This is a genomic window from Streptomyces sp. NPDC014676, assembly GCF_043084105.1.
Lineage (GTDB): Bacteria > Actinomycetota > Actinomycetes > Streptomycetales > Streptomycetaceae > Streptomyces.
The window spans coordinates 361,093-387,108 of record NZ_JBIBZI010000007.1; the positions used below are offsets into that span (position 1 = coordinate 361,093).

A 26,016-nucleotide genomic window follows, 5' to 3' on the forward strand; every position below is an offset into this window, starting at 1 on the left:
CCGCCGCCGGGTCAGTCCGGCAGCGGGGTGAGCAGCATGCGGCCGGCGAAGCCCACCGCCGTGTCCAGGCGTTCGGTGAACTCCCCGGCGATGTCCGGCAGTCCGCGCAGCGCCCACAGGGCGCGGGCCGCCGTCCAGGCCGCTTCCCGGGCGCGTTCCAGGCTCCACGCGCCCAGCAGATGGGTCAGCGGGTCGGCGATCCGCAGCAGTTCGGGACCCGGTGTCAGCTCCTCGCGGATCCGGTCCTCCATCGAGAGGAGGAGTTCGCCCACCTGGTCGAACTCGTCCTCCAGGTCGACGGGTTCGCAGGCGAGCGTACGGCAGGTGTCCACGACGGCGAGCGCGAGATCGTGGCCGATGTGCGCGTTGACGCCCGCGAGGGCGAACTGCAGCGGACGTACACCGGGGTGCCGGCGGAACTGGAACAGCGGACGCCAGCAGGCCGGTGGCAGCCGCTCCCGCGACACCGCGTCCACCGCCGCCAGATAGCGCTCCGCGAACCGCACGTCCAGCGCGATCGCCGCCCGCGCGTCCGGGAACCGGCCCGCGTCGATCCGCCGGTCCACGGCCTCCGTGACGGCGAGGTAGACACGGTTGAACACCGCGACCCCGTCCCGCGCGGGCAGGGCCGCGTCGAGGGCGCGCATACGGGAGACGACCCCGTCCACGGCGGTGAGGACTTGTTCGCATCGCACCATGAGCGCAGAGTCGCACCTTTAGGGTGGCGTCAGTGGCGGCGGGCCCGGCGCTTCCCCGGAACGGGGGAACGCGCCCGTCGTGGGGGAGGGGGAGCAGTACTGTGTCAGGCTCGCGTGCCCAGCGCCTGTCCGCGCGGAGGGCCGAGCGACGGCGTGCCGTCCGGCGCGGCACGATGGTCGCGGCGGCCTCCGTGGTGGTCGCGGTCGGCACCGTCACGGGGATGATGTCGGCGGTCGGCGACGGACGCGGCGTGGACGAGGCACGCCCCGAGGTGACCTCCTCGCCCCGCCTGGAACCGCTGTCCGTCGTGCCGTCGCTCCCGCCCTCGCCTTCGCCCTCCCCGTCGGCGACGACGTCCCCTTCTCCCACGGCCGGTCCGGCGAAGAAGGCGAGCCCGAAGGCGTCCGCGTCCGGGACCGGGAAGAAGCGGCGGACCGCCCCCGTGTCCACCCGCCTCTACCGCCACCCCGACTCCCAGGTCCTGGACTGGGTGCGGACCCACCCCGACGACCCGCGCCGCGCGGTCATCGAGTCCCGGATAGCCGACCGGCCGGCGGCCGTGTGGTTCGCGGACCATTCCCCGGAGTCGATCACCTCCCGGGTGCGTGCCGTGACGTCGGGCGGCGCGGCACGGGGCCGGACACCGGTCCTCGTGCCGTACGCGATCCCCGACCGCGACTGCGGCGGGCACTCCGAGGGCGGGGCGCCCGATCTGGCGGCCTACGACGCCTGGATCGACCGGTTCGCCGCCGGACTGGGCGACGGAGAGGTCATCGTGATCCTGGAGCCCGACGCGATCGCCCAGTCCGAGTGCCTCTCCGCCGGCCGGCGCGCCGACCGTTTCGCCTCGCTGGCCCGGGCCGGCCGGGTGCTGAAGGACGCCAACCCCCGGGCGCGGGTCTACTTCGACGCCGGGCACTCCGGCTGGCGCGCGCCCGCCGAGCAGGCCGCCCTGCTGCGGCAGGCCGGGGCCGCCTCGGCCGCCTCCTCCGACGGCGTCTTCAGCAACGTCTCCAACTTCCACGCCACCGCCGACGAGGTCGCCTACGACCGTGCCGTGCTCGACGCCCTCGGCGGACCGCCGGGCCTCGGCGCGGTGATCGACACCAGCCGCAACGGCAACGGCGCCCCGGCGGACGGCGCGTGGTGCGACCCGGCGGGCCGCAAGCTCGGCCGGACCCCGACGCTGAGCACCGGGGAGGCCGGCATCGACGCCTACCTGTGGGTGAAGCTGCCGGGGGAGTCCGACGGCTGCAAGGGGGCGCCGGGCACCTTCACCCCGTCGTACGCCTACGACTTGGCGCGCTGATCACCCTCGGTGCCGTCGGTGTCGTAGGAGGACGTGCCCTCGTCGAGCAGCGGTTCCTGCGTCTTGAGGTGGGCGGGCGCGAAGGCGCGCAGCGCGTGGTAGCCGGTGATGACGACCAGCGTGCCGAGCGCGATGCCGCTGAGCGAGAAGGTGTCGGTGAACTCCATCGAGACGTTGCCGACGCCGATGATGATGCCCGCCGCGGCCGGCACCAGGTTCAGCGGATTGCGCAGGTCCACCTTGGCGTTGGTCCAGATCTGCGCGCCGAGCAGGCCGATCATGCCGTACAGGATGACGGTGATCCCGCCGAGGACCCCGCCCGGGACGGCCGCCACGACCGCGCCGAACTTCGGGCAGACGCCGAACAGCAGGGCGAAGCCGGCGGCGGCCCAGTAGGCGGCCGTGGAGTAGACGCGGGTCGCGGCCATCACGCCGATGTTCTCGGAGTAGGTGGTGTTGGGCGGGCCGCCGACCGCGGTGGACAGCATGGAGCCGACGCCGTCGGCGGAGATGGCCGTGCCGAGCTTGTCGTCGAGGTTGTCGCCGGTCATCTCGCCGACCGCCTTGACGTGCCCGGCGTTCTCGGCGATCAGCGCGATGACCACCGGCAGGGCGACCAGGATCGCCGACCACTCGAAGGACGGGCCGTGCAGGGTCGGCAGGCCGATCCAGTCGGCCTGGCCCACGCCGGACAGGTCCAGACGCCAGTGGTCGGTGACCTTGCCGCTCGCGTCCGCCGAGTGGATCTTCCCGAAGATCCGGTCGAGCGCCCAGGACAGGACGTATCCGAAGACCAGCCCGAGGAAGATCGCGACGCGGGACCAGAAGCCGCGCAGGCAGACCACGGCGAGCCCGGTGAACAGCATCACGGACAGGGCGGTCCACTGGTCCTGCGGCCAGTAGGTGGAGGCGGTCACCGGCGCCAGGTTGAAGCCGATCAGCATCACCACCGCGCCGGTCACGATCGGCGGCATCGCGGCGTGGATGATCCGCGCCCCGAAGCGCCGTACCGCGAGACCCACCAGGAACAGCGCGGCCCCCACCACGAACACCGCGCCGGTGACGGTGGCGCTGGAGCCGCCCTGGGCCCGGATGACCGCGGCGACGCCGACGAAGGAGAGCGAGCAGCCCAGGTAGCTGGGCACCCGGCCGCGCGTGGCCAGCAGGAAGACGATCGTCGCGACGCCCGACATCATGATCGCGAGGTTGGGGTCGAGACCCATGAGCACCGGCGCGACGAAGGAGGCGCCGAACATCGCCACGACGTGCTGGGCGCCCAGTCCGGCCGTGCGGGGCCAGGAGAGCCGTTCGTCGGGGCGGACCACCGCGCCGGGGGCCGGGGTGCGTCCGTCGCCGTGCAGTTTCCACCGGACGCCGAGATTCATGGGCTGTCGCTTTCGTCGTACGTGCAGCGTGTCCGGACCATTGTGCGGGCTGGGCAGCGGTGCTTCGGACAGGTGGACGGGCGTGGCCGACCCGGCTGAGCGTCTGCTTAGGATGAGGACGCGCCGCTGTTCGATGTAAGCGGCACTCATCCCGTACGTCCCAGGAGTCCCGCCCGTGACCGCCGAAGCCCCGCTCGCCCCCGCCCTGCTCCACGGGCGGCTGATCCCCGTGACCGTCCACTTCGACGACCTCGACGCGCTGGGGCTGCTGCACAACGCCCGCTATCCGCTGCTCGTCGAGCGGGCGTGGACCGAGCTGTGGCAGGAGAAGGGCGTCCGCTTCGACGGCGACTGGGCGGCGGCCGGCGACGCCTGCAACGCGGTCCGGGAACTGCGCATCGGCTACGAGGCCCCGGTGACCCGCGCCGGTACGTACGCGGTCCACCTGTGGCTGGAGCGGCTCGGCAGGACCGGACTGACGTACGGCTTCCGCTTCTGCTCGCAGGACGGGGAAGTGACCTACGCGCGGGGCAGCCGGGTGCTGGTGCGGCTGGACGCCACGACCCTGCGCCCGGCGCCCTGGAGCGAGACGTTCAGGGACGGGGCTCGGGAACTGCTGCTTCCGGACGCGTGATCTTCGTACGGTCTCCCGCGCGCAGCACGCCGGCGAAGCCCGCGATGCCGCACGACAACACCGTCACCAGGACGAACGACACCATCAGGCTGGTCGCCTGGGCCAGCAGGCCGATCGCGCTCGGGGCGACCAGGCCCGAGGTGTAGGTGATGGTCGCGACGCCCGCGATGGCCAGGCTCGGGTTGGAGCCGCTGCGGCCGGCGGCGGCGAAGCACAGCGGCACGACCACCGCGATGCCGAGCCCCATCAGCGCGAACCCGCCCATCGCCACCGCGGGGTGCCCGGCGAACACGATCAGCAGTCCGCCCAGCAGGGCGACGGCGCCGCTCGCGCGGACCGTGCGCACGGCGCCGTAGCGGTCCACCACGTGGTCGCCGGCGATCCGGGCGAGGGCCATGGTGAGCGTGAAACCGGTGGTGCAGGCGGCCGCGAGACCGGCCGAGGTCTCCAGTTGGTCGCGCAGATAGACCGCCGACCAGTCCAGGCTCGCGCCCTCGGCGAACACCGCGCAGAAGCCGATCGCGCCGATGAGCAGCGCGGAGCGGGGCGGCAGCGCGAACCGCGGCGGCGGCTCCTCGTCCGCGGCGGGCTGCAGGTCGAGCACCCAGGTGCAGGCGGTCACGCCCATCACCGTCAAGGCGGCGGCCGCGAGCGCGTGGTGCAGTCGGGCGTCCGTGCCCAGATGGGCGGCGAGCGTGCCGGCCGCCGAGCCGACCAGGGCGCCGGCGCTCCACATGCCGTGCAGCCCCGACATGATCGACTTGTCGAGCCGGTTCTCCACCTCCACGCCCAGCGCGTTCATCGCCACGTCGGACATGCCGGCCGTGGCGCCGTAGACGAACAGGGCCAGGCAGAGGGTGAGCAGGTTCGGGGCGATCGACGGCAGGGTCAGCGCGAGCGTCCACAGCGCGATCAGGCCGCGCAGCGCCGTGCGGGCGCCGAAGCGGTGGCTGATGCTTCCCGCGAGCGGCATCGCGAGGGACGCCCCGAGCGCGGGGAAGGCGAGCGCGAGACCCAACTGCCCGGCGCTCACCCCGGCGTGGTCCTGGATCCAGGGGACGCGGGTGGCGAACGAGCCGGTGACGGCGCCGTGTACGGCGAACACGGCGGCCACGGCGTACCGCGCCCGCCTCACGTCGCGCTGCTGATGGACCACTGCGCTCATCGTCCCGCCCCTCCCGGCCGTCGGTTTCCGTATGCGCCGCCGTAAACTATCAGGAACCCTGCCTGAAAGATATGGGGTATCCGGGGACGGAGCATGCGCCGGCCGGCCCCGCCGATCTGGAAGGATCCCGGCATGGCCGCATCCCCGAGCACCGCCAGAGCCATCAACGACCGGCTCGCCCTGCGTCTGCTCCAGCAGGAAGGCCCGCTGACCGCGGGACGGTTGAAGCAGCTGACCGGACTGTCCCGGCCGACCGTCGCCGACCTCGTCGAGCGGCTCACCGCCGCCGGGCTCATCGCGGTGGCCGGCGAGGCGGGGGAGCAGCGGCGCGGCCCCAACGCCAAGCTGTACGGCATCGTCGCGGACCGGGCGCACCTGGCCGCGCTGGACGTCCGCACCGAGGGCGTCACCGTGGTCGTGTCCGACCTCGTCGGCGAGGTGCTGGCCGAGGCCGCCCTGCCCATCACCGGGGAGACGGGCACCGGACCGGCGGTCGAACAGGCGGTCGCGCTGGTCGAGCGGACGGCGAAGGAGGCGGGCGCCGACCGGCTGCACACCGTCGGGATCGGCGCCCCCGGGCTGATCGACCCCGCGAGCGGCGAACTGCGCGACTCCACGGGCCTGCCCGAGTGGCACCGGCGCCTGGTCGCCGTACTCCAGGAACGGTTCCCCGAGGCCCGGGTCAGCGTGGAGAACGAGACCAACCTCGCCGCGCTGGCCGAGCAGCGCGACGGAGCGGCCCGCGACCGGGACACCTTCGTCCTGCTGTGGCTGGGCCACGGCACCGGCGCCGCCGTGATCCTCGACGGCACCCTGCGCAGGGGCGCCTCCGGCGGCACGGGCGAGATCGGCTTCCTCCCGGTCCCGGGCACCCGCGGTCTGCCCTCGGCCACCGACTGCGGGGGCGGCTACCACTCCCTGGTGGGGGCGGCGGCGGTCGCGGAGCTGGCGGAGGAGTACGGCGTCGTGGCGGAGACGGGCATCGAGCCGCCGGCGGCGGGCGCGGTACGGACGGCCGTCGCGTCGGCCGGCCCCGCCTCCCCGGAGGCACGCTTCCTCGACACCCTGGCCGACCGGATCGCGGTGGGCGTCGCCTCGGTGGTCGCGCTGCTCGACCCCGGCCACGTGGTCCTGGGCGGCGAGATCGGCCAGGCCGGCGGCGAGACACTCGCCGCGCGGGTACGGGACCGCCTGGCCGCCCTGTCCCCCCTGCCCGCCGACGTACGGCCCAGCACCCTGGGCGGCGGCGCGGTACTCCGCGGAGCCCTCCTGACGGCCCGCGACCGGGCCCAGGACGAACTGTTCGGCGTACCCGAGCACTGAGGAGCCCCGGCAGCGCCCTGAAGGGGCGCGGGACCGTACCGGTGTGCGGCTACCGCCGCGTGGGCGCGGCCGGCCACGACGGCGCCGCGGACGATCGACGGCACCGCACCGCACGTTCGGCGGAGCGCCCGGCCCCCGCTCACGGCCCGGCCGCCGGCCGTTGGAGGTCATCAACCGGGCCGGTGCTCACCCTGTCCGGTTGCGGACGGCCCGCCCGCGTGCCCGCTCCAGGGGCGGGCAGGAGGCGGACGTCCCGCTCACCGGCGGCCGGCGCGCACCGCACACCGCTTCGCCAGGTACTCGTCGAACGTGCCCTTGCCGACCGCTCGCTCCGGGGCGAGGTGGCCGCCCGCGCGGAAGGCGTCGTAGGACGCGCCGCGCAGCGGGACCTTCACCACCGCGCGGCGGCGGCCCGTGGCCTTCAGATACGCGCGGGCCAGGGAGTCGAACGTCCGGACCTCCGGACCGCCCATGTCGTCGACGCGGCCCGCCGGCGCGCCCTGGGCCAGCTCGGCCAGGCGGTCCGCGACCTCCGTGACGTCGACCGGCTGGTCCTTCACCCGGGCCGGCAGCAGCAGGACCGGCATCCTGGCCATGACCTGGAGGACCGTGAACACCAGGTCGTGGAACTGGGTGGCGCGCAGCACCGTCCAGCCCAGCCCCGACTCCTCGACCAGCCGCTCCACGGCCAGCTTGGATGTGTAGTAGCCGAACGGCACCCGGTCGACACCGACGATCGAGATGTACACGAGGTGTCCGACCCCGGCCCGCCGGGCCGCCGCGATCAGGTTCCGCGCGGCCTCCTCGTCGCCACCGCGCGCCGATGTCGCGCAGTGCACGATCGTGTCCACGCCCGTGACGGCCTCGTCCAGCGCCGGCCCGCCTTCGCGCAGATCGACGGCGTACGGCTGAGCGTGCCGGCTGAGCCCCCGTACCTCGTGTCCGCCCGCCCGCAGCCGCGCGACGATGTGCCGGCCGAGCGTTCCGGTACCGCCGGTCACCAGGATCGTGCTCATGCTGTTCCGTCCCTCCGGGCACCCGGCGCTCCCCGACGGAGCGCCCCGCGTCTGCTGGGACGGATCGACCACCGCCGGACGTGACATCGGTCCGGGGACCCGCCCCCCGTACGGAGTCCAGCTTCTCCGGGTCCGGCACCGGGCGCATCCGCGCGTGGTGAGGCCCGGCGGCGGGCAAGGGCCGTCGTCACCGCCGCCGGGCCGGTCCGTGAGGGTCAGCAGGCTCCCTGGTCCCGCCACACTCCCCATTCGCCGGTGGTGCCGGGCTCCTCGCCCTTCGTCCACCACTGCGCCTTCCAGACGTGGCCTCCGTGGGACACCACGCTGCCTCCGCCGTACGCGGCCGAGGCGTCCCAGACCGGGTCCGCGCAGTCGCCGGGCGGCGTCGTGGGCGGGTCGGTCGGCGTCGTGCCGCCGCCCGGCTCGACGACGGTCGTCCCGCGCGCCAGGTCCCCGGCGAGGGCGTACGCCCTGCCGCCGATCGTCACCGTCCAGTTCGACGGGGTCGACACGGGCAGGTAGTAGGTGAACGACAGGTCGACGGTCGCGCCCGGCGCCAGCGACTGCCACGCCGGCAACTTCAGCGACACCCGGTGGAAGTCGCCCTTCAGGCCGCCCACGTTGCCGCCCGTGTGGTCGCTGCTGATGACCTCGGTGCCGAAACCGGACTGGTCGGAGGCGTTCCCCGGAGCCGAGGTCGCGTAGTCGAACCGGAACTCCGTGCCGCCCGGCAGCGCGGTCCTCGTGTGGTTCGTGATCCGCAGCTCGGGCGTGATCGGGTAGTTGGAGTCACCCAGCTTGAAGTCCGTGAACTCCACGTCCACGTTCACGGCCTCCGCCGGCAGGTCCGCGTTCGACTTCTTCGCGCCGTACGGCGCGGCCGACTTGAACCTCTCGTACATCAGCGAGGTGAGCGTGTCGCCCGTCTCGTACTGGCCCTTGGCGGCGTTCCGGTCGTAGTCGCCGGCCAGCTCCCAGATCATGGTGCCGCCGATGCCGCGGTCCACGACGTAGTCGGCCTTGGCCCCGACCGACTGCTCGTCCTCGGTGGAGAGGAAGACCCTCTTCTCGGCGTTCCACAGCCAGGGGGCGGCCAGCGTCGGGTCGTACTTGCGGGCGTACGTGCCCGTCAGCTTCGTGTCCGCCGGGAAGCCGTAGTCGGTGACGTAGTCGCCGACGATTCCCTTCTCGAGGTTCTTGGCGTGCCACATCGGGTTGGAGCCCGCCGGGGACTCCCTGCCGTCGGTGTCGAGGTCGTGCCAGAGGTTGTCGATGCCGACGGCGCCGTCACCGCACCTGGTCAGACCGGAGCCCGCCGGGCAGGAGGAGGCGGACGCCCTGCCCCACAGGCCGTCGGTCCCGCCCTGGACGTTCCTGTGGCCGCGGGTGTAGTACGGCAGGCCGATGTTGATGCGGCCGGCCGACAGGGAGCCGCGGAAGTAGTGGTAGGCCCAGTCGGTGTTGAGGTAGCCGATGCCGCCGTACTGGGCGCTGCCGTAGACGTTCGCGGCGGCCAGCTCGGCGTCCTTGCCGTCGTCGAACAGGGAGGCGTTCGGGCCGGCGTACTCGTTCCAGGCGCCGTGCAGGTCGTACGACATGATGTTGACGTAGTCCAGGTACTTCTGGACCTGGAAGGTCTCCATGCCGCGCAGCAGGTAGCCGGACGAGGGGGCGGCCACGGTGAGCATGTAGTGCCTGCCGTCCGCCGCGCCCGCGCGGTCCAGCTTCTCGCGCAGCGTCTTCATCAGCGCCGCGTAGCCCTTGACGAGACCGGCCCGGCGGGCGCCCGCGAAGGACCAGTCGAGCGGGTTGCCCGCGTCCTTCATCGTCGTCGGGTACTCGTAGTCGATGTCGACGCCGTTGAAGCCGTACGTCCGGATGAAGTCGACCGCCGAGTCGGCGAAGGTGCCGATGCCGGCCTGGTTGACCGAGCCGTCGGCGTTGGTGGCCGTCGAGTAGAAGCCGCCGGAGTCCACCCGGTTTCCGCCGTCGTCGAAGTAACCGCCGGTCTCGGCCCAACCACCCACCGAGATCAGCGTCTTGACGTCCGGGTGCTGCTTCTTGAACTTGTTGAGCAGGTTGAAATGGCCCTGGTAGGGCAGGTGCGGGTCCATCTCCGCGCCGGCCACGCCCGGCCAGGTCATCCCGGTCGCCGGGTTGGTGGCGCTGTCCGAGCCGACGGAGATCTTGTTGCCCTTGTCGATGTGCGCGAACGCGTAGTTGATGTGGGTGATCTTGTCCCAGGGGATGTCGGACGCGAGGTAGGCGGGCTTCCCGTCCTTGCCGGTGCGCCAGCCGGTGAAGTAGCCGATCACCCGGCGCTGGTGGTCGGCACCCATCTTCTCCCGGCCGGCCGAGTCGTAGACCGAGCAGTACGGGACGTCGACGCCCAGCGTCGAGTACAGCCCGTCGGGACGACAGGACTCCTGGTCGGCGGCGTGCGAGACGGTGGCCGGGAGGGCGGCGAGCAGCAGGCCGGCGACGGCGGCGGAGGCGAGCAACGCGGGTCTCGCTCCGGGGCGTGAGGGGGACGGCACAGGGGGTCCTCTCCGGGGAAGTTGGCTCGGACCCTAAGAGGACTAGACCAAAGCGTCAATAGGTATGGACCAATTGGGCGGGCCGTCAAGGAAGCTTCCCGGCGGGGGAGTTGCTCCTCGCGCGACCCTCGGCGGTCTCCGTGTCACTTCCTGTGAGCCACTCCACACTCCTCGCCCGCATGGAGTGCGGCCGGCCGTGGCACACTGGCCCTGTACCAGTAGCAGCGCACTCCGGGGTCGGTGAAAGTCCGAACCGGCGGTTACAGTCCGCGACCCGGTCGCCTCCAGTGGCCGGTTGACCAGGTGAAATTCCTGGACCGACGGTTAAAGTCCGGATGGGAGGCAGTGCGCGGCGGGCGGGCATCCATGCGCGCCGCCGTACCGGTTCGCCCTCTGGGCGGGCTCTGTCCGGCGTCGCCCCGGTGTCGTCGTCCGCGGTTTCTGTCGTCATCGACAGCCCCGGAGTCCGTGCCCGAAGAGGCAGGAGGACCCGGGAAGTGTTCACCGGAATCGTCGAAGAGCTGGGCGAGATCACCGCCGTCGAGACCCTCGACGACGCCTGTCGCTTCCGGCTGCGCGGCCCCGTCGTCACCGAAGGCGCGAAGCACGGCGACTCCATCGCCGTCAACGGTGTCTGCCTCACGGTCGTCGAGCACGAGGGCGACGAGTTCACCGCCGACGTCATGGCGGAGACCCTGAAGCGCTCCAGCCTCGGCGTCCTCGCCGTCGGCTCCCGCGTCAACCTCGAACGCCCCACGGCCGTCGGCTCCCGCCTCGGCGGCCACATCGTCCAAGGACACGTCGACGGCACCGGCGAGATCCTCGGGCGCGAGCCGTCGGAGAACTGGGAGATCGTGAAGATCTCCCTCCCCACCGGCCTCTCCCGCTACGTCGTGGAGAAGGGCTCCATCACCGTCGACGGCATCAGCCTCACCGTCGTCGACGCCGGGCCCGACTTCTTCACCGTCAGCCTGATCCCCACCACGCTCGCCCTGACGACCCTGGGTCTCAAGCAGCCCGGCGATCCGGTCAACCTCGAGGTGGACGTCATCGCCAAGTACGTCGAGCGGATGCTCGGCGACCGCGTCACCGGTGAGGGGGCTTCCCGGTGAACTGGCTCAACTCCGAGGCCTTCACCCTCTTCGACCAGCACATCAAATGGTCGGACATGCTCGGCAACGTGATCGGTCTGATCGCCCTCGCCCTCGGCTGGCGCCGCTCCCTGTGGACCTGGCCCGCCCAGTTCGTCTCCGGTCTGATCCTCTTCGCCGCCTTCTCCACCGCCCACCTCTCGGGCAGCGCGGGCAAGCAGGTCGTCGTCATGCTGGTCGCCGCCTGGGGCTTCTGGCAGTGGAACCGCGGCCGGCGACAGGCGCAGGACGGCTCCGTCGCCGTACGGTTCGCGACGTGGCGCGAGCGCGCCGCACTGCTGACCGGGGCCGCCCTCGGCACCCTCGCCGTCGGCGGGCTGTTCACCCTCTACCCGTCCCTGTCCTGGGACCCCTGGCCGGACGCCTACATCTTCGTCGGCACCATCGTCGCCATGTACGCGCAGGCCCGCGGCATGGTCGAGTTCTGGTTCGCCTGGCTGCTCGTCGACCTCGTCGGCGTCCCCCTGAACTTCGCCAACGGCTTCGCCTTCTCCGGCTTCGTCTACGTCATCTACGGCGCGCTCGTCCTGTGGGGACTGCGCGACTGGTGGCTGCGCTCCCGCGACGCGCGGCCCACTCTGGAAGGAGCGCCCGCATGAGCACGGCACCGATCCTGTACAGCACCGACGGCGTCGAGGACCTCCTGCTCGACCCGGTCGAGCAGGCGATCGCCGACATCGCGGCCGGCCGCCCGGTCGTGGTCGTCGACGACGAGGACCGCGAGAACGAGGGCGACCTCGTCGTCGCCGCCGAGAAGGCCACCCCCGAGATCGTCGCCTTCATGATGAGCGAGTGCCGCGGCCTGATCTGCGCCCCCATGGAGGGCGAGGAACTGGACCGGCTGCGCCTCCCGCAGATGGTCGACGACAACACCGAGTCGATGAAGACCGCGTTCACCGTCTCCGTCGACGCCTGTGCCGCCCACGGCGTGACCACCGGCATCTCCGCCGCCGACCGCGCCACCACGCTCCGACTGCTGGCGAGCGGCACCGCCGAACCCACCGACCTCGTCCGCCCCGGCCACGTCTTCCCGCTGCGCGCCCGCCCCGGCGGCGTGCTCGTACGCAACGGACACACCGAGGCCGCCGTCGACCTGGCCCGCCTCGCCGGCCTGCGCCCGGCCGGCGCCATCGTCGAGATCGCCGGCGAGGACGGCACCATGCTCCGGCTGCCCGAGCTGATCCCCTTCGCCCGCAAGCACGGCCTGACGATCATCTCCATCGAGGACCTGATCGCCTACCGCCGCTCCGCCGAACCCACCGTCCGCCGCGAGGCCGAGGTCCATCTGCCCACCTCCCACGGCACCTTCACCGCGTACGGCTACCGCTCCACCGTCGACGGCGTCGAACACGTCGCCCTCGTCCACGGCGACCTCGGCGACGGCGAGGACGTCCTCGTCCGCCTCCACTCCGAATGCCTCACCGGCGACGTCTTCGGCTCCCGGCGCTGCGACTGCGGCCCCCAGCTCGACGCCTCCCTGGACCGCATCCAGACCGAGGGCCGCGGAGTCGTGGTCTACCTGCGCGGACACGAGGGCCGCGGCATCGGCCTGATGTCCAAACTGCGCGCCTACGAACTCCAGGAACGCGGCCGGGACACCCTCGACGCCAACCTCGAACTCGGTCTGCCCGCCGACGCCCGCGACTACGGCGCCGGCGCGCAGATCCTCGCCGACCTCGGCGTCCGCGGCGTCCGCCTGATGACCAACAACCCCGACAAGTCCGACGCGCTCGCCCGCCACGGCATCGAGGTCACCGGACGCGAGCCGATGCCCGTCACCGCGAGCGAGCACAACCTCCGCTACCTGCGCACCAAGCGGGACCGGATGGGCCACGACCTGCCCTGGCTGGACACGCCGACCGTGCCCGCCTGCGGCAACCAGTAACGAGAAACAGCGAGGAGAGACGTGAGCGGCAAGGGTGCACCGGAACTGTCCGTACGCGACGTGGGGGACCTGCGGGTCGCCGTCATCGCGGCGCAGTGGCACGAGAAGGTGATGGACGGACTGGTGGACGGCGCCCTGCGCGCCCTGCACGACCTCGGCATCGACGAGCCGACCCTGCTCCGGGTCCCCGGGAGCTGGGAACTCCCGGTCGTCGCCAAGGTCCTGGCCGACCGCGGCTACGACGCGGTCGTCGCCCTCGGCGTCGTCATCCGGGGCGGCACGCCCCACTTCGACTACGTGTGCCAGGGCGTCACCCAGGGCCTCACCCAGGTCTCGGTCGACACCGGAGTCCCCGTCGGTTTCGGCCTGCTCACCTGTGACGACGAGGAGCAGGCCCTGGACCGCGCCGGACTGCCCGGCTCCAGCGAGGACAAGGGGCACGAGGCGGTCACCGCCGCGGTGGCCACCGCGGCCTGCTTGCGTTCGGTATCCGAGCCCTGGCGGTGAGCAGCCCCCGTCACCGCGTAGGGTAAGGACCACCATGTCCAAGAAGACGTTCGAGGAGCTGTTCACCGAGCTCCAGCAGAAGGCCGCCCACGGCGACCCCGCCACCTCCCGCACCGCCGAGCTGGTCGACAAGGGCGTCCATGCCATCGGCAAGAAGGTCGTCGAGGAGGCCGCCGAGGTCTGGATGGCCGCCGAGTACGAGGGCAAGGAGGCGGCCGCCGAGGAGATCTCGCAGCTGCTCTACCACGTCCAGGTGATGATGGTCGCCCGCGGCATCTCCCTCGACGACGTCTACGCCCACCTGTGAACCCCCGCGTCCACGACACACCCCCTCACACGAAGGAAGCCGACCTCATGCTGCGCATCGCCGTCCCCAACAAGGGTTCCCTGTCAGGCCCCGCGGGGGAGATGCTGCATGAGGCCGGCTACCGGCAGCGCCGCGAGTCCAAGGAACTGCGGATCGTCGACCCGGCGAACGAGGTCGAGTTCTTCTACCTCCGCCCGCGCGACATCGCCATCTACGTCGCCTCCGGACAGCTCGACATCGGCATCACCGGCCGCGACCTGCTGATCGACTCCGGCGCCGACGCCGAGGAGATCCTTCCCCTCGGCTTCGCCCGCTCCACCTTCCACTACGCCACCAAACCGGGCACCCTCGGCGGCCTGGCGGACCTGAAGGGCAAGACGATCGCCACCTCCTACGAGGGCATCGTCGCGGGACACCTCGCCGACCACGGCATCGACGCCTCCGTCGTCCACCTCGACGGCGCCGTCGAGACCGCCATCCAGCTCGGTGTCGCCCAGGTCATCGCGGACGTCGTCGAGACGGGCACCTCGCTGCGCAACGCCGGCCTGGAGATCGCCGGCGAACCGATCATGAAGTCCGAGGCCGTCGTCATCCGCCGCACCGGCGCGGACGGCGAGGAGCCCAAGGTGCGGCAGTTCCTGCGCCGCCTCCAGGGCGTCCTGGTCGCCCGGACGTACGTGATGATGGACTACGACTGCCGCGTCGAACAGCTCGAGAAGGCCGTCGCCCTCACCCCGGGCCTGGAGTCCCCCACCGTGTCCCCGCTGCACAACGAGGGCTGGGTCGCCGTCCGCGCGATGGTCCCCGCCAAGGAGGCCCAGCGGATCATGGACGACCTGTACGACATCGGCGCCCGCGCCATCCTCACCACGGCCATCCACGCCTGCCGCCTCTGACCGGACCCGGAGCACCACGATGTCCGACACGACCGCGGGCCGGCTGCCCGACCTGCCCGTCACCTTCCGCCCGGGCCGCACCCGCGCGGTGCTGCTCACGGCCGGTGCCGCGCTCTTCGTGGTCATCACCCTGATCGCGCTGCTGCTGGAGCAGCTCAGCCCGGGGGAGCGGATCAGCTTCGTGTTCACCGCCGCGCTGCTGGCCGGCGTGCTGCTCCTGCTGGCCCGGCCGAAGGTCGTCGCCGACGAGACGGGCGTCACCGTCGTCAACATCGTGAGCCGGCGCCGCCTGGAATGGGCGGAGATCCTTCAGGTGAACCTCCGTTCAGGTGATCCCTGGGTCTTCCTCGACCTCAGCGACGGCACCAGCCTGCCCGCGCTCGGCATCCAGCCGGGCATCGCCAGACAGCGGGCCGTCGCCGACGCGCGGGCCCTGCGGGCGCTCATCGAGGTCCGCTCCACGGCCGGGCCCGAGGCACCCCGGAGCTGACCCGGAGCCGCCCCGGGGCCCGGCTCCGGGAGACGTCGGGGACGTCCACCTGCCACAGTCGCCGATGTCTTGATTAATCTGGTGGGCACAGGCGCGACGACCGCGCCTGTGCCCCTGCCGCCCCGCCCGGTGCACAGGGGCTCCAGCTATCCGAGGAGTGACCCTCTCCGGCGATGGACGGATCGTCCTGTAGTACCTGCGCCGCCCCCTACCGACATAGCGCGGACCCGCGTCTCCAGGTCCGCGCGCATGTGGAGGCGGCGGCATCATGACCACCTCCTTGCTGCTTCTGGCAGCCGCTTTCCTGCTGATCCTGGCCAACGGATTCTTCGTGGCCGCCGAGTTCGGCCTGGTCACCGTCGAGCGACCGGACGCCGAGGAGGCCGCCGCGGGCGGCGACCGGCGTGCCCGCCGGGTCGTCGAGTCGCTCAGGGAACTCTCCTTCCAGCTCTCCGGCACCCAGCTCGGCATCACCATCACCTCCCTCGTCGTCGGCATGCTGGCCGAGCCGGCGCTCGCCGGACTGCTGCACGGCCCCTTCACCGGCATCGGTGTCCCCGAGGGCGCGGTCGCCGGTGTCTCCGTCGTCGTCGGCATGCTGCTGGCCTCCGCGGTGCAGATGGTGATCGGCGAACTCGTGCCGAAGAACTGGGCCGTGTCCCGCCCTCTGCAGGTCGCCCGCTTCGTGGCCGGCCCGCAGCACGTGTTCGCCCGGCTCTTCCGCCCGGTCATCGCCGGGCTGAACGCCGTGGCCAACCGTCTGGTGCGGGCCCTGGGCATCGAGCCCACCGAGGAACTGGCCTCCGCCCGCACCCCCGGCGAACTCGTCTCCCTGGCCCGGCACTCCGCCCGGGCCGGCGCCCTGGAACAGGACACGGCGGACCTCTTCGTCCGCACCCTGTCCCTCGGCGGACTGACCGCACAGCACGTCATGACACCGCGCGTGAAGGTCAGCGCCCTGCAGTCCTCGGCGACCGCCGAGGACGTGGTCAACCTGACCCGGGCCACCGGTCTGTCCCGTTTCCCCGTCTACCGGGAGCGGATCGACGAGATCGTCGGCATGGTGCACCTCAAGGACGCCCTCGCGGTGTCCGTGCACGACCGGCTGCGCACCCCCGTGGGCCGCATCGCCCGCCCGGCGCTGCTCGTCCCCGAGACCCTGCCCGTACGACCGCTGCTCACGCGGCTGCGCAGCGAGCAGCCCATCGCGGTCGTCGTCGACGAGTACGGCGGCACGGCCGGCGTCGTCACGCTGGAGGACATCGTCGAGGAGATCGTCGGCGAGGTGCGCGACGAGCACGACGGGCAGGACGTCCCCGAACTCGCCCCCGCCCCGCCCGAGGACGGCAACCCCGCCTGGGACGTGGACGGCGGCGCCCGGGTCGACCTCCTGCGGCGCATAGGCCTGGAGGTGCCCGAGGGCCCGTACGAGACGGTGGCCGGCCTGGTCGCCGATCTGCTCGGCCGGATCCCGGCCGTCGGCGACCGCACGGAACTGCCGGGCTGGCGCCTGTCGGTGCGCAGGGTCGGCCACTACCGCGCCGAACGCGTCCGTCTGGTCAGAACGGCCCCGCTGCCGCTGCCGCTGGTGGAGGTGGCCGGATGAGCGTGCTGCAACTCCTCTTCGCCGCGCTGCTCGTGCTCGCCAACGGCTTCTTCGTCGGCGCCGAGTTCGCGCTGGTCTCGGTCCGCCGCAGCCAGATCGAACCGCTCGGCACGGCCCGCGCCCGCCGGGTGCTGTACGGCCTGGAGCACCTGCCGCAGATGATGGCGGCGGCCCAGTTCGGCATCACCGTCTGCTCGCTGACCCTGGGCGCGGTCGCCGAACCGACGGTCGCCCGTCTGCTGGAGCCGGTCTTCGCGTGGATGCGCCTGCCGCACGGCATGATCCACCCGCTCGGCTATGTCATCGCGCTCGCCGCGGTGGTCTTCTTCCACCTCGTCATCGGCGAGATGGTCCCGAAGAACCTGGCGATGGCGGCCCCCGAGAAGGCCGCGCTGTGGCTGAGCCCCGGCCTGGTCTGGTTCGCCCGCCTGTGCAGGCCGGTCACGATCGCGCTCGGCGCCTGCGCCCAGGCCGTCCTGCGGCTGTTCCGCGTCGAACCGAAGGACGAGGTCGAGGCCGTCTTCACCAGCGAACAGCTCAACCGGCTGGTGGAGGACTCCGGTCAGGCGGGCCTCCTCGACCCCGAGGAGGCCGAGCGCCTGGAGGACGCGCTGGAACTGGGCTCCCGCCCGGTGACGGACGTCCTGCTGGACCGCGAGTCCCTGGTGACGGTCACGCCCGCGGTCACCCCCGGGCAGATCGTGGAGCTCACCGCCCGCACCGGGTACTCCCGGTTCCCGGTGGCCGCGGACAGCGGTGCCTTCATGGGCTACCTGCACGTCAAGGACGTACTGGACCTGGAGGACTCCGACCGGGCCGTCCCGCAGCACCTGTGGCGTCCGATGACGACCCTCCGTCCCGAACTCCCCCTGGACGACGCCCTCACGGTGATGCGCCGCGCGGCGACCCACCTGGCCCAGGTCTCCGACTCCTCCGGCAAGGTCCTGGGCCTGGTGGCCCTGGAGGACGTCCTGGAACTCCTGGTGGGCGAGGTGCGCGACCCGGCCCACCGAGAAGTGACGGTCACCCCCCAGAGAGCGAGCGGAACCCCGGAGGAGGCCCTGGCGACGTAGCTGCCGTAGCTGCGGGCAATCGTTGCCTCCCCCAGTGCCTTAAGGGCCTGGGAGGTACCCCCAGGGCGATGGAGGTCCCCCCGCCCGAGCGAAGCCGGGAGTGGGGGAGGCACCCCCTCCAGCGGGGCGAGCGGAAACCACCCCCGTCGGCCACCCCACCGGGGCCTCACAGCCCCGGTGGGTCCGTCGGCCCCCGCCCCGACAGCACCTCCCCATACGCCTGCATCAAATCCGGCAACCGCAACGTGGCCAGATCATCCCGGGTCAACGCCCCCGGATACACCGACAACCGCAGATCCCGGTACGCACAGCTCTTCTCGTACAGCGTCCGCAGGAACCGCCCGTTCCCCAGCTCGTCGATCCACCCCTGGTCCACCACGTGCCCGGCGATCGACCGCAGCTCGTCCAGCGCCTCCTCGTCCCACACATCCCCGTTCTCCCCCGCCAGCACCTCCCCGATCGAGGTCAGCTCCAGCGGCCGGTACGAGGGGAAGTCCACCCGGGTCGTGAACCGCGACGACAGCCCGGGGTTCGCGGCGAGCAGCCGGTCCATCCCCTCCGGATACCCGGCAAGGATCACCACCAGGTGATCCCGGTTGTCCTCCGCCCGCTTCAACAGCACCTGCAGCGCCTCGTCCCCGTACGCGTCCCCCTTGCCGTACCCGGAGTTGGACAGCGAGTACGCCTCGTCCACGAACAGCACCCCGCCCAGCGCGGAGTCGATCAGCTCGTTGGCCTTCACCGCGGTCTGCCCCAGATACTCACCCACCAGATCCGCCCGCTGGGCCTCCACCAGATGGTCACCGCCGAGCAGCCCGAGGGCGTAGAACACCCGGCCGAGGATGCGGGCCACCGTCGTCTTCCCCGTCCCGGACGGCCCGGAGAAGACGAAGTGGCGTTTCGGCGGCTGCACCGGCAGCCCCTGCCCGGCCCGCAGCCGCGCCATGTTCAACTGCGCCGACAACGCCTTGACCTGCCGCTTCACCGGCTCCAGGCCCACCATGCGCTCCAGTTCGGCGAGCGCCTCCTCCAGTAAGGCGGGGTCCGTGGGCCCGGTGGGCAGCGGTGACGCCCCGGAGCCCGTCCGCTCCCGCACACCCGCAGCGGTGACCGGGGGCAGCGGACCCGGCACGGGCTCGGGCTCGGACAGCCGCAGGTCACGTCCCTCGGTGCCGAACAGCGGATCGAGCATGTCGGGGCCGTCCATGACGTCCTGCCCGGCCCCGGTGAGCGTGATCGCGGCGAGATCGGCGGAGTCGTCGTACCCGTCGCCCTCGGCGATCGCGGCGAGCCGGGCGGAGGTGTCCATGAAGGCCGGATCGACCCGGTGCACGGCCCGGTACAGGGGGAGCGCGGCGGCGCTGCGACCGGTCCCCTCGTGGGCGCGGGCCAGCCAGTAGCGCAGCTCCTTTCGCTGCGGCTGTTCGCTGCGGCACCGCATCAGCGCCGCCGACAGCAGCGGTTCGGCCTGCCCGTACATCTCCAGCCGCACCCGTGCCATGCCGCCGAACAGGCCGGCCTCGATGCCCAGCAGCGGGTCCTCCACGAGGGAGTCCGTGTACCGGACCAGTTGCTCCCAGTCCTTGACCAGGTAGGCGCGGCAGGCGTGCAGAAAGCGGACCTGCGGATCGGTGTCCACCGGGGGCAGTCCGGCCAGCGCCCGGTCCAGCTCGGGGACGTGGCGTCCGTCCAGCCAGTGGGAGGCGTGCGCCAGCAGCAGATCGCGGGGGCTCTCCAGCACCGGCTGCACCCACCAGCCCAGCCAGTACCAGGAGTTGAGGGTGCGGCGGTGCCGGGCGCGCTGCTCGCCGAAGCGCTCCCGGTGCCGGAACATCCTGAGCAGCGCGGTCGTCGTGTCGACGCGCAGCGCGTGCAGTCCGAGCCAGCCGTCGGCCATCCCCGGGTCGAGCCGCACCGCGGCCCGGAACTCCTCCTCCGCCTGCGGATAGGCGCCCATCGTGTAGGCGTCCACGCCCCGCAGCCAGGCGAGGTCGGCCGGGGCCTGCGGGCCCTGCGTGCCGAAGTCCATCACGTCCCCCACGAACCGTGCCCCCGTCGGTGTGCCGGCCGGCCCTCGTCCGTTGGCTCCCGTTGGTCGAACCGCTGTACCGCGGACCGGAGTTGGAAGGTGCGCGAAGTAGCGTCCGTAGGTCGCACCGAGGGCATCGTACCCGCGGCGGCGGTACGTCCGTAGGGTGCCGTACCCGCCGAAGGGCGAGGTGGGAGGGGGAGCGCGGCCCCTGTGTGGTGACCCAGGGTGATCGTCATATGCCGCTGAGCGTCCGAAAAGTGCGGAGAGGGCAGAACGAAGCCCCCGATCACGGGGGAACAACCGGGGGCTTCGCGTCTGCCGGCGGCTCCGAAGGGCCGCACATTGAGAACGTAAGACCTGTACGCGCCCCCGGTCAAGCGGAGTTGGGGTACTCCGGCAACTTGTCCGGGACCGCTCTTCACGGGTTCACCACAACGCGGGTGGCCCATCACCCTGCGTGAGTGGAGGGGGTGATTCACCCGCCCCGGCGGGCCCGGGAAGCAGCTCGTATCCCTTCGGGCGCTGCCGCACCAGAAGCCCCGCGAAGGGGCGTGAGGGGTCACCCGCGAAGTGCTCGTGTTCCGCGCGGACCCAGCCGTCCCAGAACTCCCGCTGCTCCGCGCCGTCGCGGGCCCGCCCCCGCGACCAGGACTCCTCCCGGGGGAGGTCCATCCACAGCAGCAGCGCCAGATACGGGCGCAGGGCCCGGCGCCCCGCGCCGACGCCCTCCACGACGATCACGGGGGCGGGCGGCAGCGGGCGGGGCGGTCCGAAGCGGCGGGTCCGCCAGTCGTAGGGGGAGTAGCGCGCGGTCTCGCCGCGGCCGAGCGGCTCGATCACCTGGCTCAGCAGCCGTCCGGTCCAGTCGAACAGTTCGGCGTGGCTGGCGATGTCGTCGAGCCGCAGCACCGGGGCGCCGTCCAGTGCCTCGGCCAGCCGTACGGCGAACGTCGACTTCCCCGAGCCGGCGTGCCCGTCGACGCCGACGAGCCGGACCGGGCCGCACGAGGGGGTGAGCCGGCGGATGCGGGAGGCGAGATCGTGAATGGCTGGTTCCTGGGGGCGGGGAGGGGAGAGGAGGAAGGGCCTACCGGAGCACTCTAGGCCTTCGGGCGGACCGGCCCCCGGGCGGACCGGCCCTCGGCCGGGCGGGTCCTCCGGGGCCCGCCATTGGTCGAGTCCCATGTTGGTCGGACGTGGTACGGCCGGGGTGCTGGCAGGATCCGCCCGGCTGCGTTCATAGTGGGCGCACGCCCGTTCCACCCGGCGGACGTACACCGTCCGTCCGGCCGTGCTGTGGTCCCGTCCCGACTCCGACACCTGGGGGTCCCCCGCCCATGAGCAGAGCCGAACCGCCGTCCCGCAGATCCCTCCTGGCCGCGGCGGTCGTCACCGCCGTCGCCGGGAGCGCGGGCCCGGCGTCCGCCGGAACCCCGACGGCCGGCACCCCGGCCGGACACGCCACCGACACCGCCGGCCGGACCGCCGCCCGCCCCGTCGACAACCGGTCCTGGACCTCGTACAGCGACTGGCGCGGCGGCACCGCCGCCGGGACCCGTGCCGTCGCCGGTGTCCGCCCCGGCCTTCTGATCGCGAGGCCCGCCGGCACCACGGACTACACCGACCCGCACACCGGCCGCACGGCCGCCTGGGAGTACGCGACCTGGACCTCGCCCGTGCACCGCCTCGGGGTTCCGGCGACGGAGGTCATCGCCTCCTGGAACGCGCACACCCCCGCGGGCACCTGGCTCCAGACCGAGCTGAAGTGCACGTACTCCGACGGCACGGACACCCCCTGGTACGTCATGGGCCGCTGGGCCGCCGGCGACCAGGACATCCGGCGCACCTCGGTGGACGGCCAGAGCGACGGGAAGAGCACCGTCTGGACGGACACGCTCTCCGTGGACGACGCGGCCTCGGGCCTGCGCGTCGTCTCGTACCGGCTGCGACTGACCCTCCACCGCCGCCCCGGCACCCGGCTCACCCCGACCGTGTGGCGGCTCGGCGCGATGGGCTCCGACGTCCCCGACCGGTTCACCGTCCCCGCCTCCCGGCCCGGTCTCGCCAAGGAGCTGATCGTCCCGCGTTACTCGCAGGAGATCCACAAGGGCCAGTACCCGGAGTACGACAACGGCGGCGAGGCCTGGTGCAGCCCCACCTCCTCGCAGATGATCATCGAGTACTGGGGCGGCCGGCTCACCGAGGAGCAGCTCTCCTGGGTCGACCCGTCCTACGCCGACCCGCAGATCTGCCACGCGGCCCGGTACACGTACGACCACCAGTACGCCGGCTGCGGCAACTGGCCGTTCAACGCCGCCTACGCGGCCACCTTCGACGGCCTGGCGGGCGTGGTCACCCGCCTCGGCTCCCTCACCGACCTGGAGACGCTGATCGCCGCGGGCGTCCCGGCCATCACGTCGCAGTCGTTCCTGGCGGAGGAGCTGACCGGGGCGGGGTACGGCACCTCCGGGCACCTGATGACGGTGATCGGCTTCACCGCCGACGGCGATGTGATCGCCAACGACCCCGCCTCGGACGACAACGCGGCCGTGCGCCGTGTCTACCGGCGGCGCGAGTGGGAGAACATCTGGCTGCGGACCAAGCGGTACAACGCCTCCGGGAAGGTGGTGTCCGGCACCGGAGGGGTCTGCTACCTCTACTTCCCGGCCCGGCCGGCCCCGCGGCAGCGCGAGGCGCTCGCGGCGGTGGGCGTGCGCTGAGCCGGCCCCGCCGGCGGCCCCGGGCGACCGGGGCCGCCGGACGCCTGTGACCGACGTCTCGGCCGCGAAAGCCGCTCATGGTGGCAAGGTGGACGTCAGTCGCAGGGGGAGTCCACCGCACCACAGAGACCAGCGAGAAGACATGACCACGAACGCAGCCACCGTCACCCGCGCCCGCACCGGCGGCCCCCGGGAGGACGGCCCGAAGATCCTCGAACACGCCATGGGATGGACCCTCGTCGTGGTCCTCGCGATGTTCGTGACCCAGCTGGGACTGCTCTGACCCCAGGTCGCGGGGTTACCGGCCCGAGCCTTCAGGATGACCTGACATACTGCGGCGGGATGTCCCACCGTCCGCAGGAAGACCTGGGTCGACATTGAACATCAGCCGGCAGTCCGCCGTACGCCCGGCGGCGCGCGGTACCGAGCGTTCGTCCGCGCGCCGCGCCGAACTCATCGCCATCGGGCGGAGGCTGTTCGCGGACACGTCGTACGACGCGCTCTCGATGGACGACATCGCGCGCCAGGCGCAGGTCGCCAAGGGGCTGATCTACTACTACTTCCGCTCCAAGCGCGGCTACTACCTGGCGATCATCGAGGACTCGGTGGCCGGCCTGGTCGGCTTCGCCGCGAGCGGTGCCGGACTGCCGCCCGTGGAGCGGGTGCACCGCACCGTCGACAGTTATCTGCGGTACGCCGAGCACAACCAGGCCGCCTACCGCGCGATCGTCAGCGGCGGCGTCGGCTTCGACACCGAGGTGCACGCCATCCGGGACGGGGTGCGCGAGGCCATCGTCGCGACCATCGCCGAGGGCGCCTACGGCCGTACGGACATCGCGCCGGTGGCGCGGATGGGGCTGCTGGCCTGGGTGTGCAGCGTGGAGGGCGCCGCGCTCGACTGGATCGACCGCCGCGAACTGTCCCGCGAGACCATGACCGAGCTGCTGGTGAAGACGCTCGGCGGGGCCATGCGCGCCATCGAGGAGCTGGACCCCGCCCACCCGGCCCCGGCGCCCGCTCGCCGCGACGCCTGAGACGGGCCCCGGCCCTTGATCGGTTTCCCGTTCCGGGTGTCGCCTTTCGGAGGAATGTTCCGTTCGGCGAGGGCGTGAAAACTTTTTTGAGTGAGCGGTCGTTAACTGGTGACTTGCCGCGGCCGATCGGGCATACTCGCAGCGCACAGCCGCTGGTCAGCAGCTTCCGAGACCCGGGAGTGCGAGCATCGGCCAGGCACCGATACGACCCCGGCGGAGCCGCCCCCACCCAAGGCGCACGCCGATGTGCCCGAACAGGGAGGAGAGCGTCGCCATGCCCGACCGCGCCCCGCAGCCGGTGGACCGGCAACTGCCCACGGACGAGGCCCGGGACCTCATCTCGCTCGTCCGCGACATCGCGCAGCGCGAGGTCGCCCCGCGGGCGGCCGAGGAGGAGGACGCGGGCCGCTTCCCCCGCGAACTGTTCACCCTGCTCTCCGAGTCCGGCCTGCTCGGCCTCCCCTACGACTCCGAGTACGGCGGCGGAGACCAGCCGTACGAGGTCTACCTCCAGGTTCTCGAAGAGCTCGCCGCGGCCCGGCTCACCGTCGGCCTCGGCGTCAGCGTGCACACCCTGGCCTCCTACGCGCTCGCCGCCTTCGGCGCCAAGGAGCAGCAGGCCGAGCGTCTGCCCGCGATGCTCGGTGGCGGCCTGCTCGGCGCCTACTGCCTCTCCGAGCCCGCCTCGGGCTCGGACGCGGCCTCGCTGCGCACCAAGGCCGTGCGCGAGGGCGACGACTGGGTGATCACCGGCACCAAGGCGTGGATCACCCACGGCGGCATCGCCGACTTCTACACCGTCATGGCCCGTACCGGCGAGGAGGGCCCGCGCGGCATCACCGCGTTCCTGGTGCCCGGCGACGCCGAAGGGCTGAGCGCCGCCGTGCCGGAGAAGAAGATGGGGATGAAGGGCTCGCCCACCGCCCAGGTCCATCTCGACGGCGTCAGGGTTCCCGACGCGCGGCGCATCGGCGAGGAGGGGCAGGGCTTCGCGATCGCCCTGTCGGCGCTGGACGGCGGCCGGCTCGGAATCGCCGCCTGCGCGATCGGCCTGGCCCAGGCGGCGCTGGACGAGGCGCTCGGCTACGCGGCCGAGCGGCGGCAGTTCGGCAAGCCCATCGCCGACTTCCAGGGACTGCGCTTCATGCTCGCCGACATGGCCACGCAGATCGAGGCGGGGCGCGCGCTGTATCTGACGGCGGCCCGGCTGCGTGACGCGGGGCGGCCGTTCGCCAAGCAGGCCGCCATGGCCAAGCTGCACTGCACCGACACGGCGATGCGGGTCACCACCGACGCCGTGCAGATCCTCGGCGGCTACGGCTACACCGCGGACTTCCCCGCCGAGCGCTACATGCGTGAGGCCAAGGTCCTGCAGATCGTCGAGGGCACCAATCAGATCCAGCGGATGGTCATCGCCCGCCACCTCGCGGGCCCGGAGACCCGCTGAGCGGGTCGAGCCCCCGCCAGGGCGCGGTGAGCCGGGTCCACTCCGAGTCGTGCCGCCCGGGCAGCGTGCGGCCCCGGTCCGCCCAGGTCCGCATCAGATCGCGGTAGATCGGCGGATCCGGGAGCCGGGGCGGCGCGAGTGCGACCGCCTCCATGGGCGGTGGCACGAGGACGCGGCGTTGACGCCCGGTCGTCGAGTGCGTGGGGGTCGTCATACCCGGGCAACGCGGGGGCGGCCGGACGGGTCACCGACCCCCGGAACAGGACGTGCGTTCGCGGCCGTCCCGCACGGACGGGGGCGGCGAACCGCGCCGCCCCCGCACCGTTGTGCGCTCAGGCGGCGTGCCGCCGCATCGCCGGGACCCGGATCGGACGCGAGCCCGGACCGCCGACGTGCGAGAAGGGCTGGGTGCGCCAGTCGAGTCCCTGAGGGAGCGTCAGCAGCAGGGCCGTGTCCTGCTCCTGGGGAGTGACGGACTCGTCGGCCGGCCGCGCCTCGTCGGCCCGGCGGCCGGTGCCGGCGCAGACCGTGAGCCCGAACGGGTTCCACGGCGAGGCGCACAGCGCGTGCTCCGGCAGGGTGTCCTCGTCCGCGAGCAGGGCGATGGGCTGCGCGCAGTCCGGGCAGACGACCCGGTACATCTCGAAGGTGTCGTAGGCGTCGAGTTCCTCGTCCGGGACGTCGGGTTCGACGTACTCCGGGTCGAGCTCGACGACCGGCTGCTGCCGCTTGGACGTGGTACGACCAAGGCGCTTAAGACTCTGCATTGGGTTCTCCCCCTCGGGCTGGGCCGTGAAGGC

General features: G+C 72.4%; 24 protein-coding genes and 1 riboswitch. Of the genes, 16 read left to right on the top strand and 8 right to left on the bottom strand.

The window, feature by feature from the left end; translation table 11 throughout:
• Positions 1-11: 11 nt before the first annotated feature.
• On the bottom strand, positions 12-698 hold the full coding sequence (locus ACF1DX_RS22170) for a DUF5995 family protein (RefSeq protein WP_391792848.1): 687 nt from the start codon (positions 696-698) through the stop codon (positions 12-14).
• 173 nt (positions 699-871) lie between these two features.
• On the opposite strand from ACF1DX_RS22170, the gene ACF1DX_RS22175 reads away from it, so the two are divergent.
• The gene (locus ACF1DX_RS22175; RefSeq protein ID WP_391792917.1) at positions 872-2,008 is read left to right on the top strand and encodes a glycoside hydrolase family 6 protein; all 1,137 of its coding nucleotides are present in this window, start codon (positions 872-874) and stop codon (positions 2,006-2,008) included.
• Here the strand turns inward: ACF1DX_RS22175 and ACF1DX_RS22180 are convergent.
• Positions 1,990-3,393, bottom strand: a complete 1,404-nt coding sequence (locus ACF1DX_RS22180) for a uracil-xanthine permease family protein (RefSeq protein WP_391792849.1) — start codon at positions 3,391-3,393, stop codon at positions 1,990-1,992. The two genes, ACF1DX_RS22175 and ACF1DX_RS22180, sit on opposite strands and share 19 nt — an antisense overlap.
• A gap of 175 nt (positions 3,394-3,568) precedes the next feature.
• On the opposite strand from ACF1DX_RS22180, the gene ACF1DX_RS22185 reads away from it, so the two are divergent.
• Positions 3,569-4,027 carry an acyl-CoA thioesterase gene (locus ACF1DX_RS22185; protein WP_391792850.1) on the top strand — a complete coding sequence of 153 codons (459 nt, stop codon included), beginning with the start codon at positions 3,569-3,571 and terminating at the stop codon, positions 4,025-4,027.
• Here ACF1DX_RS22185 and ACF1DX_RS22190 read toward each other — a convergent pair.
• A complete protein-coding gene (locus ACF1DX_RS22190) occupies positions 3,987-5,192 on the bottom strand; it encodes an MFS transporter (protein WP_391792851.1) in 1,206 nt (401 codons plus the stop codon). The genes ACF1DX_RS22185 and ACF1DX_RS22190 overlap by 41 nt on opposite strands.
• Positions 5,193-5,324: 132 nt before the next feature.
• Here ACF1DX_RS22190 and ACF1DX_RS22195 point away from each other — a divergent pair, with 132 nt between their 5' ends.
• Positions 5,325-6,515, top strand: coding sequence for an ROK family transcriptional regulator (locus ACF1DX_RS22195; protein WP_391792852.1), 1,191 nt, complete (start codon positions 5,325-5,327; stop codon positions 6,513-6,515).
• A gap of 257 nt (positions 6,516-6,772) precedes the next feature.
• On the opposite strand, the gene ACF1DX_RS22200 is transcribed toward ACF1DX_RS22195, so the two are convergent.
• Complete coding sequence (locus ACF1DX_RS22200) at positions 6,773-7,531, bottom strand: SDR family oxidoreductase (protein ID WP_391792853.1); 759 nt, start codon at positions 7,529-7,531, stop codon at positions 6,773-6,775.
• Between the two features lie 215 nt (positions 7,532-7,746).
• Complete coding sequence (locus ACF1DX_RS22205) at positions 7,747-10,068, bottom strand: chitinase C-terminal domain-containing protein (protein ID WP_391792854.1); 2,322 nt, start codon at positions 10,066-10,068, stop codon at positions 7,747-7,749.
• A gap of 222 nt (positions 10,069-10,290) precedes the next feature.
• Positions 10,291-10,421: riboswitch (FMN riboswitch) on the top strand.
• Between the two features lie 144 nt (positions 10,422-10,565).
• Between ACF1DX_RS22205 and ACF1DX_RS22210 the strand changes: the two genes are divergently transcribed.
• The 9 genes from ACF1DX_RS22210 (at position 10,566) to ACF1DX_RS22250 (ending at position 17,983) form a co-directional block, all read left to right on the top strand.
• Entirely contained in the window at positions 10,566-11,180 is a 615-nt protein-coding gene (locus ACF1DX_RS22210; protein ID WP_391792855.1) for a riboflavin synthase, read from the top strand.
• Positions 11,177-11,818: a nicotinamide riboside transporter PnuC gene (locus ACF1DX_RS22215; RefSeq protein ID WP_391792856.1), complete on the top strand. Its 642-nt coding sequence runs from the start codon at positions 11,177-11,179 to the stop codon at positions 11,816-11,818. The genes ACF1DX_RS22210 and ACF1DX_RS22215 overlap by 4 nt, the downstream gene beginning before the upstream one ends.
• Positions 11,815-13,104, top strand: a complete 1,290-nt coding sequence (locus tag ACF1DX_RS22220; protein ID WP_391792857.1) for a bifunctional 3,4-dihydroxy-2-butanone-4-phosphate synthase/GTP cyclohydrolase II — start codon at positions 11,815-11,817, stop codon at positions 13,102-13,104. The genes ACF1DX_RS22215 and ACF1DX_RS22220 overlap by 4 nt, the downstream gene beginning before the upstream one ends.
• A gap of 21 nt (positions 13,105-13,125) precedes the next feature.
• Positions 13,126-13,611, top strand: a complete 486-nt coding sequence (gene ribH, locus ACF1DX_RS22225; protein ID WP_391792858.1) for a 6,7-dimethyl-8-ribityllumazine synthase — start codon at positions 13,126-13,128, stop codon at positions 13,609-13,611.
• Positions 13,612-13,645: 34 nt separating this feature from the next.
• Positions 13,646-13,918, top strand: coding sequence for a phosphoribosyl-ATP diphosphatase (locus ACF1DX_RS22230; protein ID WP_029383007.1), 273 nt, complete (start codon positions 13,646-13,648; stop codon positions 13,916-13,918).
• A gap of 47 nt (positions 13,919-13,965) precedes the next feature.
• Complete coding sequence (hisG, locus tag ACF1DX_RS22235) at positions 13,966-14,814, top strand: ATP phosphoribosyltransferase (protein WP_391792859.1); 849 nt, start codon at positions 13,966-13,968, stop codon at positions 14,812-14,814.
• A 19-nt stretch (positions 14,815-14,833) separates the two neighbouring features.
• Positions 14,834-15,304, top strand: a complete 471-nt coding sequence (locus ACF1DX_RS22240; RefSeq protein ID WP_030867854.1) for a PH domain-containing protein — start codon at positions 14,834-14,836, stop codon at positions 15,302-15,304.
• 268 nt (positions 15,305-15,572) lie between these two features.
• Entirely contained in the window at positions 15,573-16,910 is a 1,338-nt protein-coding gene (locus ACF1DX_RS22245; RefSeq protein WP_391792860.1) for a hemolysin family protein, read from the top strand.
• On the top strand, positions 16,907-17,983 hold the full coding sequence (locus ACF1DX_RS22250; protein ID WP_391792861.1) for a hemolysin family protein: 1,077 nt from the start codon (positions 16,907-16,909) through the stop codon (positions 17,981-17,983). The genes ACF1DX_RS22245 and ACF1DX_RS22250 overlap by 4 nt, the downstream gene beginning before the upstream one ends.
• 166 nt (positions 17,984-18,149) lie before the next feature.
• Here the strand turns inward: ACF1DX_RS22250 and ACF1DX_RS22255 are convergent, their stop codons facing one another.
• Together ACF1DX_RS22255 and ACF1DX_RS22260 are read right to left on the bottom strand one after the other, a co-directional pair.
• A complete protein-coding gene (locus ACF1DX_RS22255) occupies positions 18,150-20,012 on the bottom strand; it encodes an AAA family ATPase (RefSeq protein ID WP_391792918.1) in 1,863 nt (620 codons plus the stop codon).
• 429 nt (positions 20,013-20,441) lie between these two features.
• Positions 20,442-21,200, bottom strand: coding sequence for a uridine kinase (locus tag ACF1DX_RS22260; protein WP_391792862.1), 759 nt, complete (start codon positions 21,198-21,200; stop codon positions 20,442-20,444).
• Positions 21,201-21,352: 152 nt separating this feature from the next.
• On the opposite strand from ACF1DX_RS22260, the gene ACF1DX_RS22265 reads away from it, so the two are divergent.
• From ACF1DX_RS22265 to ACF1DX_RS22280, 4 genes are all read left to right on the top strand, one after another.
• Complete coding sequence (locus tag ACF1DX_RS22265) at positions 21,353-22,735, top strand: peptidase C39 family protein (RefSeq protein ID WP_391792863.1); 1,383 nt, start codon at positions 21,353-21,355, stop codon at positions 22,733-22,735.
• 142 nt (positions 22,736-22,877) lie between these two features.
• Entirely contained in the window at positions 22,878-23,018 is a 141-nt protein-coding gene (locus ACF1DX_RS22270) for an SCO1431 family membrane protein (protein ID WP_107062155.1), read from the top strand.
• A gap of 94 nt (positions 23,019-23,112) precedes the next feature.
• Positions 23,113-23,769 (top strand): TetR/AcrR family transcriptional regulator, encoded by a 657-nt coding sequence (locus tag ACF1DX_RS22275; protein ID WP_391792864.1) that lies wholly within the window; start codon positions 23,113-23,115, stop codon positions 23,767-23,769.
• 274 nt (positions 23,770-24,043) lie between these two features.
• Positions 24,044-25,216: an acyl-CoA dehydrogenase family protein gene (locus tag ACF1DX_RS22280; RefSeq protein WP_391792865.1), complete on the top strand. Its 1,173-nt coding sequence runs from the start codon at positions 24,044-24,046 to the stop codon at positions 25,214-25,216.
• 332 nt (positions 25,217-25,548) lie between these two features.
• Here the strand turns inward: ACF1DX_RS22280 and ACF1DX_RS22285 are convergent, their stop codons facing one another.
• Positions 25,549-25,983, bottom strand: a complete 435-nt coding sequence (locus ACF1DX_RS22285) for a hypothetical protein (RefSeq protein WP_391792866.1) — start codon at positions 25,981-25,983, stop codon at positions 25,549-25,551.
• Positions 25,984-26,016 lie beyond the last annotated feature (33 nt).